General features: G+C 71.0%; 14 protein-coding genes. 8 read left to right on the top strand and 6 right to left on the bottom strand.

What is annotated here, in order from left to right; all coding sequences use genetic code 11:
• Positions 1 to 163: 163 nt before the first annotated feature.
• Positions 164 to 712, bottom strand: coding sequence for a MarR family winged helix-turn-helix transcriptional regulator (locus tag H7H31_RS09815; protein WP_187063332.1), 549 nt, complete (start codon positions 710 to 712; stop codon positions 164 to 166).
• Between the two features lie 209 nt (positions 713 to 921).
• Here H7H31_RS09815 and H7H31_RS09820 point away from each other — a divergent pair, with 209 nt between their 5' ends.
• Positions 922 to 1,764, top strand: coding sequence for a lysozyme (locus H7H31_RS09820; RefSeq protein ID WP_187063333.1), 843 nt, complete (start codon positions 922 to 924; stop codon positions 1,762 to 1,764).
• Positions 1,765 to 2,129: 365 nt separating this feature from the next.
• Positions 2,130 to 2,714: a TetR/AcrR family transcriptional regulator gene (locus H7H31_RS09825; RefSeq protein WP_187063334.1), complete on the top strand. Its 585-nt coding sequence runs from the start codon at positions 2,130 to 2,132 to the stop codon at positions 2,712 to 2,714.
• 76 nt (positions 2,715 to 2,790) lie between these two features.
• Here H7H31_RS09825 and H7H31_RS09830 read toward each other — a convergent pair whose 3' ends face one another.
• Entirely contained in the window at positions 2,791 to 4,905 is a 2,115-nt protein-coding gene (locus H7H31_RS09830; RefSeq protein ID WP_187063335.1) for an MMPL family transporter, read from the bottom strand.
• A gap of 175 nt (positions 4,906 to 5,080) precedes the next feature.
• Between H7H31_RS09830 and H7H31_RS09835 the strand changes: the two genes are divergently transcribed.
• Entirely contained in the window at positions 5,081 to 5,503 is a 423-nt protein-coding gene (locus tag H7H31_RS09835; protein WP_187063336.1) for a BlaI/MecI/CopY family transcriptional regulator, read from the top strand.
• Positions 5,500 to 6,399, top strand: coding sequence for a M56 family metallopeptidase (locus tag H7H31_RS09840; RefSeq protein WP_187063337.1), 900 nt, complete (start codon positions 5,500 to 5,502; stop codon positions 6,397 to 6,399). The genes H7H31_RS09835 and H7H31_RS09840 overlap by 4 nt, the downstream gene beginning before the upstream one ends.
• Before the next feature lie 146 nt (positions 6,400 to 6,545).
• Here the strand turns inward: H7H31_RS09840 and H7H31_RS09845 are convergent, their stop codons facing one another.
• Together H7H31_RS09845 and lon are read right to left on the bottom strand one after the other, a co-directional pair.
• The gene (locus tag H7H31_RS09845; RefSeq protein ID WP_187063338.1) at positions 6,546 to 7,139 is read right to left on the bottom strand and encodes an NAD(P)H-dependent oxidoreductase; all 594 of its coding nucleotides are present in this window, start codon (positions 7,137 to 7,139) and stop codon (positions 6,546 to 6,548) included.
• A 438-nt stretch (positions 7,140 to 7,577) separates the two neighbouring features.
• Positions 7,578 to 10,031 carry an endopeptidase La gene (gene lon / locus H7H31_RS09850; RefSeq protein WP_187063339.1) on the bottom strand — a complete coding sequence of 818 codons (2,454 nt, stop codon included), beginning with the start codon at positions 10,029 to 10,031 and terminating at the stop codon, positions 7,578 to 7,580.
• Positions 10,032 to 10,685: 654 nt separating this feature from the next.
• Here lon and H7H31_RS09855 point away from each other — a divergent pair.
• From H7H31_RS09855 to H7H31_RS09865, 3 genes are all read left to right on the top strand, one after another.
• Positions 10,686 to 12,920, top strand: a complete 2,235-nt coding sequence (locus H7H31_RS09855; RefSeq protein ID WP_187060896.1) for an MMPL family transporter — start codon at positions 10,686 to 10,688, stop codon at positions 12,918 to 12,920.
• 74 nt (positions 12,921 to 12,994) lie between these two features.
• Positions 12,995 to 14,281 carry a sensor histidine kinase gene (locus H7H31_RS09860; RefSeq protein ID WP_232109765.1) on the top strand — a complete coding sequence of 429 codons (1,287 nt, stop codon included), beginning with the start codon at positions 12,995 to 12,997 and terminating at the stop codon, positions 14,279 to 14,281.
• Complete coding sequence (locus H7H31_RS09865) at positions 14,278 to 14,958, top strand: response regulator (protein WP_187060897.1); 681 nt, start codon at positions 14,278 to 14,280, stop codon at positions 14,956 to 14,958. Before H7H31_RS09860 ends, H7H31_RS09865 begins: the two co-directional genes overlap by 4 nt.
• A 281-nt stretch (positions 14,959 to 15,239) precedes the next feature.
• Here the strand turns inward: H7H31_RS09865 and H7H31_RS09870 are convergent, their stop codons facing one another.
• Complete coding sequence (locus H7H31_RS09870; protein WP_187060898.1) at positions 15,240 to 15,629, bottom strand: VOC family protein; 390 nt, start codon at positions 15,627 to 15,629, stop codon at positions 15,240 to 15,242.
• 171 nt (positions 15,630 to 15,800) lie between these two features.
• On the opposite strand from H7H31_RS09870, the gene H7H31_RS09875 reads away from it, so the two are divergent.
• Positions 15,801 to 16,475: a winged helix-turn-helix transcriptional regulator gene (locus tag H7H31_RS09875; RefSeq protein ID WP_187060899.1), complete on the top strand. Its 675-nt coding sequence runs from the start codon at positions 15,801 to 15,803 to the stop codon at positions 16,473 to 16,475.
• Positions 16,476 to 16,602: 127 nt separating this feature from the next.
• Here the strand turns inward: H7H31_RS09875 and H7H31_RS09880 are convergent, their stop codons facing one another.
• Positions 16,603 to 17,259 (bottom strand): rhomboid-like protein, encoded by a 657-nt coding sequence (locus tag H7H31_RS09880; RefSeq protein WP_308284220.1) that lies wholly within the window; start codon positions 17,257 to 17,259, stop codon positions 16,603 to 16,605.
• Positions 17,260 to 17,782: the final 523 nt, after the last annotated feature.

Below are 17,782 nucleotides of genomic sequence, written 5' to 3' on the forward strand. Positions count from 1 at the left end.
TGAGGGCGGGCGGAGACCGTCGGCCCGTGAGGGCGGGCCCGGGGGCCGGGCTCCGACGCGGAGTGGCCGGGGCCCCGTGGCGACGGGAGCGGCGGGGGTCGACGGTGAACGGCGCGCGCCGGCCCGGCCGCACGCCGCGCGTGCCCCGCCGAGCGGCCCTCGCCTACCGCTCGGACGTGGTGGACTCGTGGCCCGACTCCGTGGGCGACTCCAGCCCCGGCGCGGCCGGCTCCGTCTCGTGGCCGGCGTTGAGGCGGTGCAGCAGCCGGGCCAGCTCGGCCACCTCCGCGCGGTCCCAGCCCTCCAGGCGCTGGGCGTAGCGGGCGCGCAGGCCGCCGCGCACCCGGGTGAACCTGGCCCTCCCCTCCTCCGTCAGATGGACCAACCACGCCCGCCCGTCGTCCGGGTCGGGGGCCCGGCCGATGAGACCGAGCCGCTCCAGCGCGCGCAGTTGGCGGCTCATGGTCGCCTTGCCGACGCCGAAGTACGCGGCCAGGTCCGTGGCCCGCATCTGCCCCGCCTCACCCAGCCGGGCCAACAGTCCGTACGCGGCGGGCTCCAGGTCGGGATGCACCTCCCGCGCCAGCTCGCCCAGGTTCGCGCGAGCCCGCCGGAGAAAGACCGACAACTCACGCTCAAGAGCCAGAAAGGCGCCGTCGACCCCCGCTCGACCCTCGCCGTCGCCAGCTCCCCCGACCCCGGTGTTGTGCACGTCAGCGCCTCTCCGGCTTTTCAGCACGTGAAAGTCTCGTCGCGCCGCGACGCGTTGTCGCAGCTCCGCCAGTATTTTGCAGGAATACACCGCGACTCCACCCGGGACCTCTTCCCATTCCCCCATCTACGCCCGTAGAGTGGGAGCATGACATGGTCATTACAAAGCCATGTCGCGTATCCCCCACCGAGGCCATCGGAGGCATACCCATGCCCACGCACAGACCCGGTTCCCCCCGCCGCTCCCTCACCGCAGTGGTCGGGTTTCTCGCAACGTTCCTCGCCATGACGTTGGCGTTCACGCTGCCCGGTGCGGCTTCCGCTGACGACCAGCCCATTCCCCACCCGGAGAAGGACTGGATGGGCTCCACCATCCTGGAGCGGGAGGGTGGCAACCCCGACAATCAGCCCCCCTCCTCGCGCGCCGCCTCCGTCGAGGGCGTCGACGTCAGTAGCCATCAGGGCAGCGTCAACTGGTCCTCGCTGTGGAACAGCGGAGTGCGCTGGACGTACGTCAAGGCCACCGAGGGCATGACGTACGAGAACCCGGACTTCGCCCAGCAGTACAACGGCTCCTACAACGTTGGCATGATCCGTGGTGCCTACCACTTCGCGCTGCCCAACGTCTCCAGCGGTGCCCAGCAGGCGAACTACTTCGCCAGCAATGGCGGGGGCTGGTCGCGCGACGGCAAGACGCTTCCGGGCGCCCTCGACCTGGAATACAACCCGTATGGCGCCACGTGTTACGGGCTGAGTCAGAGCGCGATGGTCAACTGGGTGCGGGACTTCTTCAACACCTACAAGGCACGCACTGGTCGCGACGCCGTCATCTACACGTCCACCAGTTGGTGGAAGACCTGCACGGGCAATTACGCGGGCTTCGGCAACACCAATCCCCTGTGGGTTCCGCGTTATGGCTCGTCGGTGGGCGAACTTCCCGCCGGATGGGGCTTCCACACCATGTGGCAGTACACCTCATCGGGGCCGATCGTCGGCGACCACAATCGCTTCAACGGCGCCTACGACCGCCTCAAGGCGCTTGCCAACGGCTGACCGATCTCGCCGACATACCGGCGGCATATTCGGAACGCTGTTATGCGACCCCCGTCGCAGCGTTCTTCCGTGATTACGTGAGATCACTTTCGAACGCCTCGCCCGGTGTTCGTGAGTGAGCCGCGGTCCCGGCACCGTGCGGCCCCTCTCGCCCTCCGCGAGAGGGGCCGCACCGCCTCCGCGCCCCCGCCTCGACTCCCTCGGCTCCCCGCGCTCTCTCTGACCCCATGTCAGTGGGCTCCACTACAGCCATACGGACAGGTCTGTCTGTATCCTGAAGAGCGTTGGCGTAGGCTCCGGGCGCGCACCTGACGCGGCACCGAGCCGGCGCCCGAACCAGGCACCCACCTCTTGGAGCGTGACGCATGGCTGACAAGCGGTCTCCCGCTCGGAGTCGGATTCTGGATACCGCGACGGAGTTGTTCAACGCCCACGGCGTGCGTGGCGTCGGCGTGGACCGCATCATCGCCGAATCCGGCGTCGCCAAGGCGACTCTCTACTCTCACTTCCGCTCCAAGGACGATCTCGTCATCGCGTACCTCCACGGCGCCGACGGGCTCTGGCGCGGTGCCCTGCGGGAGGCCGCGACCAACGCCGGTTCCGACCCCCGCGAGCAGATGCTCGGGCTGTTCGACGCGCTGCGCACCGCGACCATCTGCGACGGCTTCCGTGGCTGCGCCTTCATCAACACCGCGAGCGAGACGGAGCCCGGCACCGCCCCGCACGCCACCAGCGTCGAACACAAGCAAGCCGTGCGCGCCTGGCTGAGGGAGCTCACCGTCGCCGCCGGCGCCGACGACCCGGTCCTGTTGGCCCAGCAGCTCAGCGTGTTGATAGACGGCGTCATGTCGGCCGCGGCCCTGGAGCCGACGCCGGAGTTCACGGAGGCCGCGCGCGCGGCGGCCCGCACCCTCATCTCCGTGGCCTGCCCGGACCCCGCCATGGCGTGAGGACCCTTCTCGGCCAGCTCTTCGCCCCACCGCGATGACCTCGACCGGGCAGCGCGGGCGGGTGTCGGCGGGCTCGTCAGCGGACGGCGCCGGGGCGGCGGGCCGTCGCGTCGGGCGCGTGGCGTATGCGCCGGCCGAGGGGTGACCAGGCGCGGTCGCCCAGTCTGGTCAGGAGAACCGGGGTGACCACGAGGACCAGGAACGTCTCGATCAGGACGGCGGTGGCCAGGCCCAGGCCGAACTGCTTCATGACGCGGTCGGGCGAGAGGGTGAAGGCCCCGAAGACCGCCGCCATGATCAAAGCCGCGGCAAGGACGACCCTCCCCGAGGAGCGCAGGCCCTCGGCGACGGCTTCGCGGGCATCGCGTCCGCCGTCGTACGCCTCTCGGATGCGGGAGAGGACGAACACCTGGTAGTCCATGCTCAGGCCGAACAACAGCGCCATCAGGGTCATCGGCATATAGCTCTCCAGCGGGCCGGTGCTTCCCGCGCCGACCAGACCGGCGCCCCAACCCCACTGGAAGACGGCCGTGAGGAGTCCGTACGAGGCTCCGAGCGCGAGCAGCGTCAGAGCGACCGCCTGGAGGGGGACGAGCAGGGAGCGGAACATCGCCGCGAGCAGGATCAGCGAGATCACGACCACGGCCAGGACGAAGACGAGGAGCTTGTCGGCCATGCGCTCGGTGAGATCGACGGACGTGGCCGTCAGCCCGCCGACGTGCGGGCGCAGTCGCGTGCCGGCGGTGGATCTCGGGAGCACGTCCGTGCGCAGGGTGCGTACGAGGCGTGGCGTGGCCTCGTCCTGGGCCGCGGTCTCGGGGATGACGGTGACGAGGGCGGCCTTGCCGTCGCGGCTCACGGCGGGCGGGGCGACCCGGTCCACTCCGGGGGTGCGGCGCAGCCGATCCGTCAGGGCGCCCAGGGCGCTGGGGTCGGTACCGCGCAGGTCGGCGACGACCGACAGCGGGGCGGTCGAACCGGCGCCGAACGCCTGCCGCTTGAGGTCGTGGGCACGGCGCGTGGTCTCCGAGGTGGCGGCGTTCTTGGCGTCCGCCGCGCCCAGGCGCATCGACAGGGCGGGGGAACACAGCACGAGCAGGGCGACGACTCCGACGCAGGCGATCTTGCCGGCGTGCCGGGTGGTCAGGCTGGAGGGCGACCGCATCGCGCGGGTCGTGCGCCGCTCCAGGCGGCCGGGCCGCGTGAGCCACCGATCGCACAGGCCGAGCAGCGCCGGCACGAGGGTGAGGCCGAGGGCGAGGGTGGCGAGCACGCCGAGCGCGCAGCTCGCGGCGAGGCCGTAGATGAAGGGGATGCCCATGAACAGCATGCCGCCCAGGGACACGATCACCGTGGTGCCGGCGAACAGCACGGCTCGCCCGGAGGTCGCCGCCGCCGTGGCCACGGCCTCAGCGGGAGGCTCCCCCTCCTGGCGTGCGGAGCGGTAGCGGGTGGCGATGAAGAGGGCGTAGTCCACGCCCACACCCAGAACGATCATGACGGCTACGGACATGCTGAAGTTGGGCACGGTCATGACCTTCGAGAGCAGCATGACCAGGCCCATGCTGGTGAAGAGGCCGGTCAGCGCGACCACGATCGGCAGCCCGGCCAGGGCCAGCGAGCCGAAGAGCAGCAAGAGGATCGCGACGGCGGCGGCCAGGCCCACGGTCTCGCTCACACCGGCGCTGGGCACCGGGGCGAACATCGAGCCCGACAGTTCCACCTGGAGCCTGTCGGTGCTCATCGCCGTCAAGCGCTGCTTGATGTCCTCGGCGTCGGCCTTCGGCACCTCGGTGCGTGGCGCGGCGAAGACCAGCACCGCGACTCCGGTGGTGGCGTCGGCGTTGACGCGCCCGCCCCGACGGGTGTCGTCGTGGGGGATGACGCTCTTCACGGCGCCCGCCTGCCGGGCCGCCGCAAGCACCTTGCCCACGTCCGCCCGCGTCTGGGGGTTGGCCAGACCCTCGGGGGCGTGCAGCACGACCTCGCCCCGGCCGGTGGCCTGTTCGGGGAAGTGCTTCTCCAGGAGCGAGTACGCGCTGTGGGAATCGGTGTCCGGCAGGGCGTACTCCGCGTCGAACGCGGGCTTGGCCATGCCGCCGGCACTGACCAGGACCAGGGAGGCCAGTACCCAGGTGATGAGGGTGGCCCAGCGGTGCCGGTGGCAGGCGCGGGCGAGGCGGCTCAACATGTCATGTCACGACCCATCCATCTCTGTTCTACGTCGCGTAGAACAATCTGCCGGAGCACCGTAACAGGCTCCGCGAGAGGTGTTCTACGCCGGGTAGAATGAGGCGTCACGCACCACCCGCGACCTGCGCCCCGCCACGTGGCGGGACCGCCGCGGCCAGGCTGGAAGGGACCACATGCGCCGCTCGGGCGAACTGGAACGCGCCATCATGGACGCCCTGTGGGAAGCCCGGGAGCCCCGCACGGCCAAGGAGGTGCTGGCCACCCTGACCGAGGAGAAGCTTGCGCACACCACGGTCATCACCGTCCTCGACCGGCTCACTCGCAAGGGGCTCGCCCGCCGCGAACGTGTGGGCCGTTCCTGGCGTTACGCCCCCGCCGCCAGCCGCGAGTCCTACGTCAGCAGCCTCATGATCGACGCGCTGGGGCGGGCCACCGACCGAGAAGCCGTCCTCGTCCACTTCGCCCACTCGATGTCCGGTTCGGAGGCCGACGCGCTGCGTTCGGCGCTCGCCACCGCGGACGACACGGACGGCGCGGACGACGCGGATGAAGGCGGCCAGAGCGGAGAAGCCGGTCAGGGCCGGCACCGAGCATGAGTCACCTGCTGCACTTCGCCGTCCTGATCGTCTGCTGCGTCGCGGCCGTGCGTCCGCTGGCCCGCGCCCACTGGGTGCAGCGCATGCCCCGCACCGCCCTCGCCCTGTGGCAGGCGATCGGTCTCACACTCGAACTCTCCCTGACCGGGCTCCTGTTCTCCGCCCTCTTCGCACCGGCCAACCAGGGTCTCCTGCCCGGCCTCGCGCGTCTCGTCACCGACCCGGCCGGAACCGATCTCGTGGGGCGGCTCGCCGCCACCCTTGGCGGACTCTTCGTCGCGGCCCGCCTCATCACCCTGGTCATGACCTGCGCGACCACAGCCCGGGCCCGCCGCAAGCACCGGGACCTGCTACGCCTGATCTCCCGCGCCGACCCCGCACTGCCCGGCGTCGCGATCCTCGACCACCCCGCCGCCGCGGCCTACTGCCTGCCCGGCCGGGACAGCTCCATCGTGATCAGCACAGGCGCTCTGGGCATGCTGAAGCCCGCACACGTACGAGCCGTCGTCGCGCATGAGCAGGCCCACCTGCGCCAGCGTCACGACCTGTTCCTGCTGCCGCTCCTGGCGTGGCGGCGGCTCACGCCACGTAGCACGACGTTGAGCGAGGCGATCGGTGCCGTACGTCTCCTCCTGGAGATGCTGGCCGACGACACCTGCTGCCGCACCCGCTCACGCCACGACCTCGCTGACGCACTGGCCCGCTTCTCCCGTGACTCCGGCCAACTCACCACACCCTTGGGCGGATTCGCCGCCGCCGACACCGGGCTCGCCGCCCGTACCGCACGGCTTCGGGCCCCCGCACCAGCGCACTCAGCGGCCAGGAGCCTCGCCGTGTTCGCTCTCGCCGCCACCCTGCTGGCGACGCCCCTCAGCCTGTTCGTGCTGCCGATGTAGCTCAGGGCGTCGGGCGCTCGGGCGTTCCGGGGGGAGCACAGAAGCGTGGCCCACCGGCCCGCGACACGGAAGAACCCGGCACGGCGAGGACGCCGTGCCGGGACCCAGGCGGGGATGACGACACCGCGTGGGTGTCGCCGTTGCGCTCAGGCGGCCAGACTCGACTCCTCGGCGGCTGCCGGCGCTATGCGCGCGGTCTCGGGCGTACCACTGGCCCGCAGAAGGGCCCGGTAGGCGTCCCGCTGGGCCGTCAGCCCCGACTCGTCCATCCGGCGCGTCCCGTAGGCGACGAACGGCTCCTCGTACCGCATGCCGGCCACCCCCGCCGTGACGTCGAAGGGACGCAACAGGTCGGGGACGGAGAAGCGGTGCACTCCCCCGGGCCCGTAGGCGTCGCTGGGGCCGCCCACGGTGGTCGCCACCCGCAGCGTCTTGCCGTGCAGGGCGGAGCCATCGGTGCCGTAGGCGAACCCGTAGACGAAGACCTCGTCGAGCCACTGCTTGAGCAACGGGGTCGCCGCGTACCAGTAGAAGGGGAACTGGAGCACGATCCGGTCGTGCGCCCGGAGCAGGCCCTGCTCGCGCGCGATGTCGATGCGCCCGTCGGGGTACGTGGCGTACAGGTCGTGGACCGTGACGCCGGCGACGCTCCTGGCGGCATCGACGAGGGCCGTGTTGACGCGCGAGGTGGCCAACTGCGGATGAGCGAGGACAACCAGGGTGCGGGGCTCGGATGCCACGGGAGTCTCCTGTTCGGAGGCGATGCGTACGACCGGTGCGTGCGGCGAGGCCGCACGGGCGAGTTCAGTAGCGAACAGACAGGTCTGTCTGACACTCCAAAATTAACAGACAGACCTGTCTGCCTGTCAAGGTCATCGAGAGAGCCAACGACTCGTTCCCCCTTTCGAGTTGAGTGGCTGTCACACGCACACGGCGTACCGGGGCGCGTGACCGTTCGACCTCCCTGGCGTCTCGCGTTGTCGAAGGTCAGGGACCTCGCCCGCGCGCCCATGACCCCCTCGTACGCCCCGAGTCGTTGACCCCGCGGACGCCTCATCGCGGCCCGTGACCCGCGGACGCCTGGGGCTGACGCGCCGAGGCCGGCGCTCCCCGCTCCACCGCAGGTGAAGAGGGAACGCCGGCCTCGGCAACGCCGTTCGGGCGCGGCCCGGGTCAGCTCACGCGGCAACCCGCGTCCGGCTGTCCGCGCCGGCCACCAGGTCCGCGTCCGTGGCGGGGCTCAGCGCCAGCTCCAACACCTGGCGCACGTCCGACACGGCGTGCACGTCCAGTCGGTCGAGCACCTCGGCCGGAACGTCGTCCAGGTCGGGCTCGTTCCGCTTGGGGATGACCACGGTCGTGATCCCCGCGCGGTGGGCAGCCAGCAGCTTCTGCTTGACCCCGCCGATCGGCAGCACCCGCCCGGTCAGCGACACCTCGCCGGTCATCGCCACGTCCGGGCGCACCTGGCGGCCCGAGAGCAGCGAGGCGAGGGCGGTGGTCATCGTGATGCCCGCGCTCGGCCCGTCCTTGGGCACCGCCCCGGCGGGGACGTGCAGATGGACGCCGCGCTCCTTGAGGTCCGCGACCGGCAGTTCCAGTTCGGCTCCGTGCGAGCGCAGGAAGGAGAGCGCGATCTGCGCGGACTCCTTCATGACGTCGCCGAGCTGTCCCGTCAACGTGAGCCCCGCGCCACCCGTCTCGGGGTCGGCCAGCGACGCCTCGACGTAGAGCACGTCGCCGCCGGCGCCGGTGACGGCCAGTCCGGTGACCACGCCGGGGACGGCGGTGCGCCGCTCGGCCGGGTCCTGGGCGGCCTCGGGGGTGTGGTGCGGCCGACCGATGAGCGGGCGCAGCTCGTCCGGGCCGATGGTGAAGGGCAGCTCCCGCTCGCCGAGCGCGTGCTGGGCCGCGACCTTGCGCAGCAGCCGTGCCACGGACCGCTCCAGGTTCCGGACGCCCGCCTCACGCGTGTACTCGCCCGCCAGCTTGCGCAGCGCCGCGTCCTCCAACGTGACCTCGCCCGGTTCGAGGCCCGCCCGCTCCAACTGGCGCGGCAGCAGGTGGTCGCGGGCGATGGTGACCTTCTCGTCCTCCGTGTATCCGTCCAGCCGCACCACGTCCATCCGGTCGAGCAGCGCCTCGGGGATGGCTTCGAGCACGTTGGCGGTGGCCAGGAACACCACGTCGGACAGGTCCAGTTCGACCTCCAGGTAGTGGTCCCGGAAGGTGTGGTTCTGCGCCGGGTCGAGCACCTCGAGGAGGGCGGCGGCAGGGTCGCCCCGGAAGTCGGAGCCGACCTTGTCGATCTCGTCCAGCAGGATCACCGGGTTCATCGAACCGGCCTCCTTGACGGCCCGTACGATCCGGCCCGGCAGGGCGCCCACGTAGGTGCGCCGGTGGCCGCGGATCTCGGCCTCGTCCCGCACGCCGCCGAGCGCGACCCGCACGAACTCGCGCCCCATGGCACGGGCCACCGACTCACCGAGCGAGGTCTTGCCGACGCCGGGAGGACCGACGAGCGCGAGTACGGCACCGCCCCGGCGGCCGCCCACGACGCCCAGGCCACGGTCCGCGCGCCGCTTGCGCACCGCGAGGTACTCGGTGATGCGCTCCTTCACGTCCGCCAGCCCGGCGTGGTCGGCGTCCAGCACCTCCTTGGCGCCCCTGATGTCGTACGCGTCCTCGGTCCGGTGGTTCCACGGCAGTTCGAGAACGGTGTCCAGCCAGGTCCTGATCCAGCCACTCTCGGGGCTCTGGTCGGAGGCCCGCTCCAGCTTGTCGACCTCCTTGAGCGCCGCCTCACGCACCTTCTCCGGCAGGTCAGCGGCCTCGATGCGGGTCCGGTAGTCCCCGGACTCGTCCTCGCTGTCGCCGTTGAGCTCGGCGAGTTCCTTGCGTACGGCCTCCAGCTGGCGGCGCAGCAGGAACTCGCGCTGCTGCTTGTCGACGCCGTCCTGTACGTCCTTGGCGATGGACTCGGCCACGTCCTGCTCGGCCAGGTGCTCCCGGAGCCAGCCCATGGCGAGCTTGAGGCGCGCCACGGGGTCGAGGGTCTCCAGGAGTTCCAGGCGCTGGGCGACGGTGAGGAACGGGAAGTAGCCGGAATTGTCGGCGAGCTGCGCGACGTCGTCGATCTGCTGCACCCGGTCCACGACCTGCCAGGCGCCACGCTTGCGCAACCAGCTCGTGGCCAGCGCCTTGTACTCCTTCATCAGCTCGGCCTGCGAGCCTGGCGAGATCTCGGTGGCGTCCGGGCCGGCCTCCTCGACCGGGGTGCCCTCGATCCACAGTGCGGCCCCGGGCCCGGTGGTCCCGGCGCCGACGCGCACCCGGTGCACGCCACGGATGAGCGCGCCGGGGTCGCCGTCCGAGAGGCGGCCCACCTGCTCGACGGTGCCGAGCGTGCCCACCCCCGCGTACGTTCCCTCGATCCTCGGCACGAGCAGCACCTGCGGCTTTCCCGCGCTTCCGGTGCCGCTCCCGCTGGACCTCGCGGCGGCTTGGGCCGCTTCCACGGCGGCCCGTACGTCCGTGTCCGTCAGATCGAGCGGCACCACCATGCCGGGCAGCACCACCTCGTCGTCGAGCGGCAGCACAGGCAGGGTGAGCGGTGTAGACAGCGAAGCCATGATCTCCCCTTCGGCAGGCAAGTTGAGCTATGCACACTCAATGCATATGAGGCTCCTCGTGTTCCCTCACCTATGTTCGCTGTGAGCGATCAGACGCCGCGGTGGCTCCGCCGCCGGGTGCTCTGTGGGGAGAAACCACTCGTCCGGCGGCTTTACTCCGCACCCGCTCCGGCGTCTGAGCAGGGGTTTTTCGCGGGGTGGTGTGGCGGGGGGTGCGGAGGACGGGGGTGTGCTGGCTGGCGTGACCGGTACCGGCGGGGATCTGGGGCGGGCTGTGGCGAGGTGGTGTCCGGGGGTCGGCCTCGCCGCGTCGTCGGGTCGTCGGGTCGTGGGCCCGTCAGTGTGGAGGGGCGGGGCGGGGGCGCCACACTGACGCGGGCTGGGGGGCTGGGGGGCTGGGCGGTGTTTACCGTTCGTGGCCGAGCGTGGGTCTCCGGTGGGCTGAGACGCCCTCCGGGAGAGGGGTGGTCGGCATGCGCTGGCGCGAGCGGCGGCGGGCGGCTCGGAACGGTGACGCCCCGGACGCCTACTGCGTTTTCAGTAGGTGGTCGTGTGGTTTCAGTAGGTCGCAGTGTCCGTAACGGCATGACGACGGGGCGGGCCCTCCGCCACGAGCCTTGAGAGGTCATCGCTTGTGGATAGGGAGACCCTGACGTGGCGACTTTTCTGTATCGGCTCGGGCGCGGCGCCTTTCGGCGAAGCGGCAGGGTCGTCCTGATATGGCTGGGCGTGCTGGTGGCGGTACTGGTGGGCGCCGCGGGGGCGTCGGGGCCCTCGGACGAGGAGTTCTCGATGCCGGGGATCGAATCGCAGAAGGCGTTCGATCTCATGGAGGAGCGATTTCCCGGAACCGCCGCGGACGGTGCCACCGCCCAGGTCGTCTTCGTCGCCCCGGACGGGCAGAAGGTGACCGCGGGTGACACGCGGAAGGCCGTCGAGGACGCGGTGGGCTCGCTGGGTGGCGGCCCGCAGGTGGCCGACGTCGAGGACCCGTTCGCGTCGGAGGCGGTCAGCGAGGACGGTGCGACCGCGTATGCGACCGTCACCTACAAGGTGGAGCCCTCCGAGGTCACCGACGCCAGCCGGACCGCGGTGGACAAGGCGGCGGACCAGGCGCGGGCGGCGGGCCTGACGGTGGAGACCGGCGGGTCGGCGATGGACAGCGGCGGCGGGCCCGGCGGAACCGCGGAGATCGTGGGCCTCGCGGCGGCGGCGGTCGTGCTGCTGTTCACCTTCGGTTCGCTGGCCGCCGCCGGGCTGCCGCTGCTGACCGCGGTCGTGGGCGTCGCGGTGAGCCTGTTCGGAATCGTGCTGCTGGCGGGCCCGTTGGGGCTCTCGGCGGACACGCTCACCCTCGGGATGATGCTGGGCCTGGCGGTGGGCATCGACTACGCCCTGTTCGTGGTGTCCCGCTACCGGGAGGAGCGCGGGCGCGGCCTGGCGCCGCAGGAGGCGGCCGGGGTGGCGGTGGGCACCGCCGGATCGGCGGTCGTGTTCGCCGGGGTCACCGTGGTGATCGCGCTGGCGGGCCTGACGGTCGTCGGCATTCCCACGCTCACGAAGATGGGCCTGGCCGCCGCGGGGGCGGTCACGGTCGCCGTGCTGGTGGCCCTGACGGTCGTTCCCGCGCTGCTCGGCTTCTGGCCGAACGCGGTGCTGTCGCGCAGGGTACGCAAGGCCGGCACCGCCATCCCCCGTGACCGTGACCGTGACCGTGGCGCGGGCGGGCGCGGCAACCTGGGCGCGCGCTGGGCCCGTTTCGTACTGCGTCGCCCGGTAGCGGTACTGGTCCTCGGCGTGGTGGGCCTGGGCGCGCTGGCCGTGCCGATGACGTCGCTGCGACTGGGCATGCCGGGTGACGAGGCCAAGTCCCCGGCCACCACCGAACGGCGGGCCTACGACGCGCTCGCCGAGGGCTTCGGTCCGGGCTTCAACGGCCCGCTCACCATCGTCGTGGACGCGAGGGATGCGGCCGACCCGCGGGCCGCGGTGCGCACCATCAGCGACCGGATCAGCGATACGGACGGCATCGTGTCGGTCTCGCAGGCCGGCTTCAACGAGGTCGACGACACCGCCGTCTTCCGGGCCACGCCGTCGACCAGCCCCACGGACGAGAAGACCAAGGACCTGGTGGAGACGATCCGCCACGACCGGCCAGCGGTGGAGGAGCAGGCGTCGGCGACGTTCGAGGTCACCGGCACGACCGCGCTGAACATCGACATCGCGGCCAAGGTGCAGTCCGCGCTGGTGCCGTACCTGGTCGTGGTGGGCGGTCTGGCGGTGGTCCTGCTGCTGGTGATCTTCCGATCCGTGCTGGTACCGGTCAAGGCGGCCCTGGGCTTCGTCCTCTCGGTGCTGGCAGCGCTGGGCGTGCTGGTACTGGTCTTTCAGGAGGGTCATGCCGCGGACCTCTTCGGAGTGGAGCAGACCGGACCGATCATGAGCCTGATGCCGATCTTCATGATGGGTATCGTCTTCGGGCTGGCCATGGACTACGAGGTCTTCCTGGTCTCGCGTGTGCGGGAGGCGTACACCCGTGGGGAGACCGCCGGTCAGGCGGTCGTGTCCGGGTTCCAGCACAGCGCCCGGGTGGTGACGGCCGCCGCGCTGATCATGGTCGCGGTCTTCTCGGGGTTCATCGGGGAGGACGGGTCACTGATCAAGATGCTCGGGTTCAGCCTGGCCGCCGCGGTGCTCTTCGACGCCTTCGTGGTCCGCATGGCGATCGTGCCCGCCGTCCTGGCCCTGCTCGGCGACCGAGCCTGGTGGCTGCCGACGTGGCTGGGACGCCTGCTGCCCCGCGTCGACGTGGAGGGCGAGGGGCTCGGCCACGCGCGGTCCGACAGCCCGGGCCCATACCCGGACGGGTCGGTCGAAGCACGCGTGTGACCAACTCCGCCCGCGAGACCGCCCGAGCGAGCTGCCTCGGGCGGTCCGCACGCCCGTCGTCGTCATCAGCGACCATGGACCACGGCACGTCCCTTACGGAGACCACGATGATCAACCTCCTCGAACGGTACGCGGAACGCCACGCCCGGGCCGCCGACGTGGTGACGGCGGTGGCGTTGTGCGTGTGCACCCTCTTCGGGGCCCGGATCAGCACCTCCGAGTCCTCACCTCCAAACGCCCTGTGGCCCGCCTGGATCCTCGTCATCTCCAGTGCGGCCGTCCTGGCCTGCCGCAGCCGCCCGCGCGCCACCCTCGCGATCACCGCCACGGCGGCGGCCGTGCTGACGGCCCTGGGCTACCTGCCAAGTCCCTTGCTGCTGGCCCCCGTCATGACCGCTCTGTACTGGCTCGCCGCGCTCACCGATTCGCGTACCACCGCCCTCTACGGCTCGGCGACCATGGCCGTGCTGGTCGCCACCTCGCTCGCCGCCGCCCCGCTGGGTGATGACTTCATCCTCCGGACCGTGGGTACGGTGCTGTGGTTGCTGCTGCCGGTGTCCCTGGGCGGCAGCAGCCGCTTCCGTCGCGCCTACCTCGAGTCCGTCAAGGCCCGCGCCACCCACGCCGAACGCACCCGCGAAGAGGAGGCTCGACTCCGCGTCACCGAGGAACGCATGCGCATCGCCCGCGAACTTCACGACGCCGTCGCCCACCACATGGCCGTCGCCCACGCCCAGGCCGGCACCGCCGCCCACCTCGCCGACACCCACCCGGAACAGACCCGGGGCATCCTGACCGACCTGGTCGAAACCACCTCCTCCGCTCTCCTGGAACTACGCGCCACGGTGGGCGTCCTACGTCAGACCGCCGACCCGGACACCGATCCGCTGGAGCCCACCCCGGGCCTGGACCGCCTCCCCGCTCTGGTCGCCGGCTGCGAATCGGCCGGCCTGTCGGTCGCGGTCAGCACTGAGGGGGAGGCTCAACCCCTGTCCCCGGGTGTGGACCTGACCGCCTACCGGATCATCCAGGAAGCCCTGACCAACGCCACGAAACACGCGTCCGACCACGCGGCCCGGGTGCGGCTCCGCTACGAGGACGCACGCCTACTCATCACCGTCACCAACGACGGCACAGCCAGCGACGGGGCCGGCCCACCAGTGCCCGGCGGCGGGTACGGGCTGATGGGCATGCGCGAACGCGCCCACTCCGTCGGCGGCGACCTGCGCGCCGGCCCCCGCCTCGAAGGCGGCTTCGAAGTCGCCGCCACGCTCCCCTTCCAGCCCCGCACCCTGGCGAAAGCCCCGGCGGACCCTTCGCCGGACGCCCCAGCCGGACCACGACACGAGGAAACCCGTTGACCATCCGCGTGCTGCTCGCTGACGACCAGGCCCTGCTGCGCGGCACCTTCCGGCTCCTGATCGACTCCTGCGACGACATGGAGGTCGTCGGCGAGGCCGCCGACGGTCATCAAGCGGTGGAGCTCGCCCGCTCGCACCGTCCCGACATCGTCCTCATGGATATCCGTATGCCCGGCGCCGACGGCCTCGCCGCCACCGCCACCATCTGCGAGGACGCAGACCTCGCCAGCACCCGCGTCCTGATCCTGACCATGTTCGAGACCGAGGAGTACGTCGCCCAGGCGCTGCGCGTCGGCGCCAGCGGCTTCCTCGGCAAGTACGTCACCACGGACGCGCTACTGAACGGCATCCGCACCGTCGCCGCCGGCGAAGCCCTCCTGTCGCCAGGAGCCACCCAGGCCCTGATCACCCGCTTCCTCACCCTTCCCACCTCCGGCCCTCCCCTCGCCTCGGCCGAACGTCTCGCCGACCTCACCCCCCGTGAACAGGAAGTCACCGTCCTGGCGGCCCACGGCAAATCCAATGACCAGATCGCCCAGGAACTCTTCTTGAGCGTGCTGACCGTCCGCACCCACATCCAACGCGCCATGACCAAACTCGGCGCGCGTGACCGCGCTCAACTCGTCGTCATCGCCTACCAGAACGGCCTCGTACGCCCCGCCCCACCCCACTCCTGACGCTCGCGGCGTCCGCTCTCAACACGCCCGTGGGCAGGGCGATGACGGGTCCGAAGGCACGGCGCTTGGCGGCCTGAGCGCCCCTGCCCGGCAGGAATACCGGCTGTCGCTCGCAGCGCGTCCCTGCCGCTTCGGCCCGCACCCCCGTAGCGCGCCGGCGCCAGACAACGGCAGTCGGGCTTTCGCGGATCCGGTTGACACGCACCAGTCGCACGCCAGCCATACCAACCGGGCTCGCGCACTCGCACCGCGCCGTTACCCATGCGGGCTCGCTCGGAGGGTCACGCCTGCGCGGCGTACATCAGCTCCCAGACATGGCCGTCCAGGTCCTGGAAGCTGCCCCCGTACATCGGCCCCTCCTGGAGCGCCGGCTTCCACGGCTTGCCGCCAGCCGCTATGGCCCGAGCGACCGTGTCGTCCACTTCCTCCTTGGACTCCGCGGACAGACAGGTGATGACCTCGGTGGTCCTCTTGGCGTCGGCGATGTCGCCGTTGATGAAGTCCTTGAAGCGGTCCTCTTCGAGGAGCATGACGAAGATGTTCTGCTCGACGATCATGCAGGACGTCTTCTCGTCAGAGAACTCGGCGTTGAACTCGAAGCCCAACTGCCCGAAGAACTCCACGGATCGCTTGACGTCACTGACCGGCAGGTTGATGAAGGCCATACGCATCGCGGTGACTCCTCTGATCGATGACGACCCTGACCACGCCGGCCAGGCGCCGCGTCGCACGTCGACACCCCCACACCTTCTCCAGGGGCTGTGAAGACAACATAGCAAGCCTTACTCCTAAAAAACAAGTGGGCACTTTCTTTTCAGGAGTTGCTCGCGTAGGATGACGTCATGGCGACGAAGCGGAGTTACCACGACGCATGCGGCACGGCGCATGCCCTCGATCTCGTTGGAGAGCGCTGGGCCCTCCTGGTGGTGCGCGAACTCCTCCTGGGACCCAAGCGATACGGCGACCTGCGCGCCGACCTGCCCGGCATCAGCACCAACGTCCTCTCGCACCGGCTCGACGAGTTGGAGGAGGCGGGCGTCGTGTACCGCCGCACGCTCCCGCCACCGGCCAACGCCCGGGTGTACGAGCTCACCGAGTGGGGCCTTGAGTTGGAGCCGATCATTCGCGCCCTCGGCCGCTGGGGCGCCCGCTCTCCCGCTCATCAACGCGACGCGAGCATCAGCCCGACCTCGTTCGTCCTCTCTCTCAGGACGAACTTCGACCCCGAAGCGGCCAGCGGTGTCCAAGCGGTGTACGAACTGCACTTGGGCCAGCACAGCTTCCACGCCAGGGTCGCGGACGGCGTGTTCGAGATCGACAGAGGTACGACGTCGGCACCCGACGCGACGATAGAGGGGCCCCCTGACGCGCTGGCCTCCGTCATATACGGGGGGCGTGACATGACGGAGGCGACGCATACGAGCGACCTGGCCATAAAAGGTGACCTGACCGCGGTCGAGCGCTTCCTCTCCCTCTTCTCACTCCCCGAGCCCGCAGCCCAAGCCGTTCAGGAGTAGCGCTCCCGCCGGTGGAGCCGTGCGCCGGCCGCGGCTCCACCCGCCTGCCTCATCAGCCACCGGTCGGCCGTCAGCGCTACCTCAGCATCACCACTGTTCTGGCCGCGTCACCGTCGCCCCACCTGCGTCAGCGCTGCTCTGGGTGTCGCGTCGATCGACTGCGCAGCGGCGACCAGCAGGCCAGCCCGATAAGCACGGCGAGCACGTGGCCCCAGTTCGTGAGGGGGTCAGCGAGCTCGATCAGATCCAACGCGAGCACCGCCCCGAGGCTCACCAGAACCGCCCACCGAACCTTTCGCACGAGGAGGCCAGCCAGCGCCGCCAGACTCGCCAACAGCCCATAACTGATCCCGTAGTCGAGCCGGTCAAGAGAGCTGGGCGGTAGGTGACCGGAAGCCACGGCCGCGGCGACCGGCAACTCCGTGAACAGCGTGGCCAGCACATGCCCGAGCGCGAACACCGCGGCCGTGCACCAAGCGCCCACCCGGCGCTCCAGCGCGCCCAACACGAAAGGGAAGAGTGCGATGGACGGTGACGTGAGTCCGCCCGCTACCCAGATACCACTGGTGACCAGCGCGAACAGCGGTCGATGCGCCAGGTTCGAGGCATCGGAGCTGGAGCCCTCCAGCGCACCGTGCACCGCTCCCGGATCGCCCCACAGGATGAACAGGCCCGTGGCCAGCAGTACGACGGCGTAGCAGAACGTGAAGGGCGTACGGGCGGGCGTCGGCAGGGCGGGTGCCAGCCGCGCGCCCCACCCTCGCCTGCCACGCCAGGCGAAAATCCGGGACCACTCATGCCCAGGGTCGTCCGCCGACGTCCGGGCCGCGTCGCCGACTCCGGATCAGAGCATGGCCCGTTCCGTTCCGCGTCAGGCACGGTGCGGCGCGAGGCCGTAGGGAGGCGGGGTGTGTTCGCCGTCGGCACCGGCGCCACCTGCGGCGTGGCGCTCACGTTCTCGAACGGCGCGGCGTGAGGGGCGATCGCATCCGACGCGGCGAGGCACGAGGCCGTGGGCTCCACGGCGACGAGGGGTGAGGCGACGAGGGATGAGGCGGGCTCGCGGTGAGTGGGCCTCATGGCCACAGGGCGAGTGGTGGGCCGCTCGATCGCGGGCCGGGCGGCGTCGGCCTGGGGTCGGGGGGCGAGGAAGCGCGAGGTCTCGGGTCTGGCGGTCGCAGCGGTCCACGCCGCAGGGGGTGGCGGCGTGGGCCGGGCAGGGAAAGGCGAGTCGGATGAGCCGGCCGGGCCCTCCGAGCCGGTGACCACGGGCGCCGGGTCGAGCGGTTCGGACGAGGAGGCCGGGC

The organism is Streptomyces buecherae (assembly GCF_014295035.1).
Taxonomy (GTDB): domain Bacteria; phylum Actinomycetota; class Actinomycetes; order Streptomycetales; family Streptomycetaceae; genus Streptomyces; species Streptomyces youssoufiensis.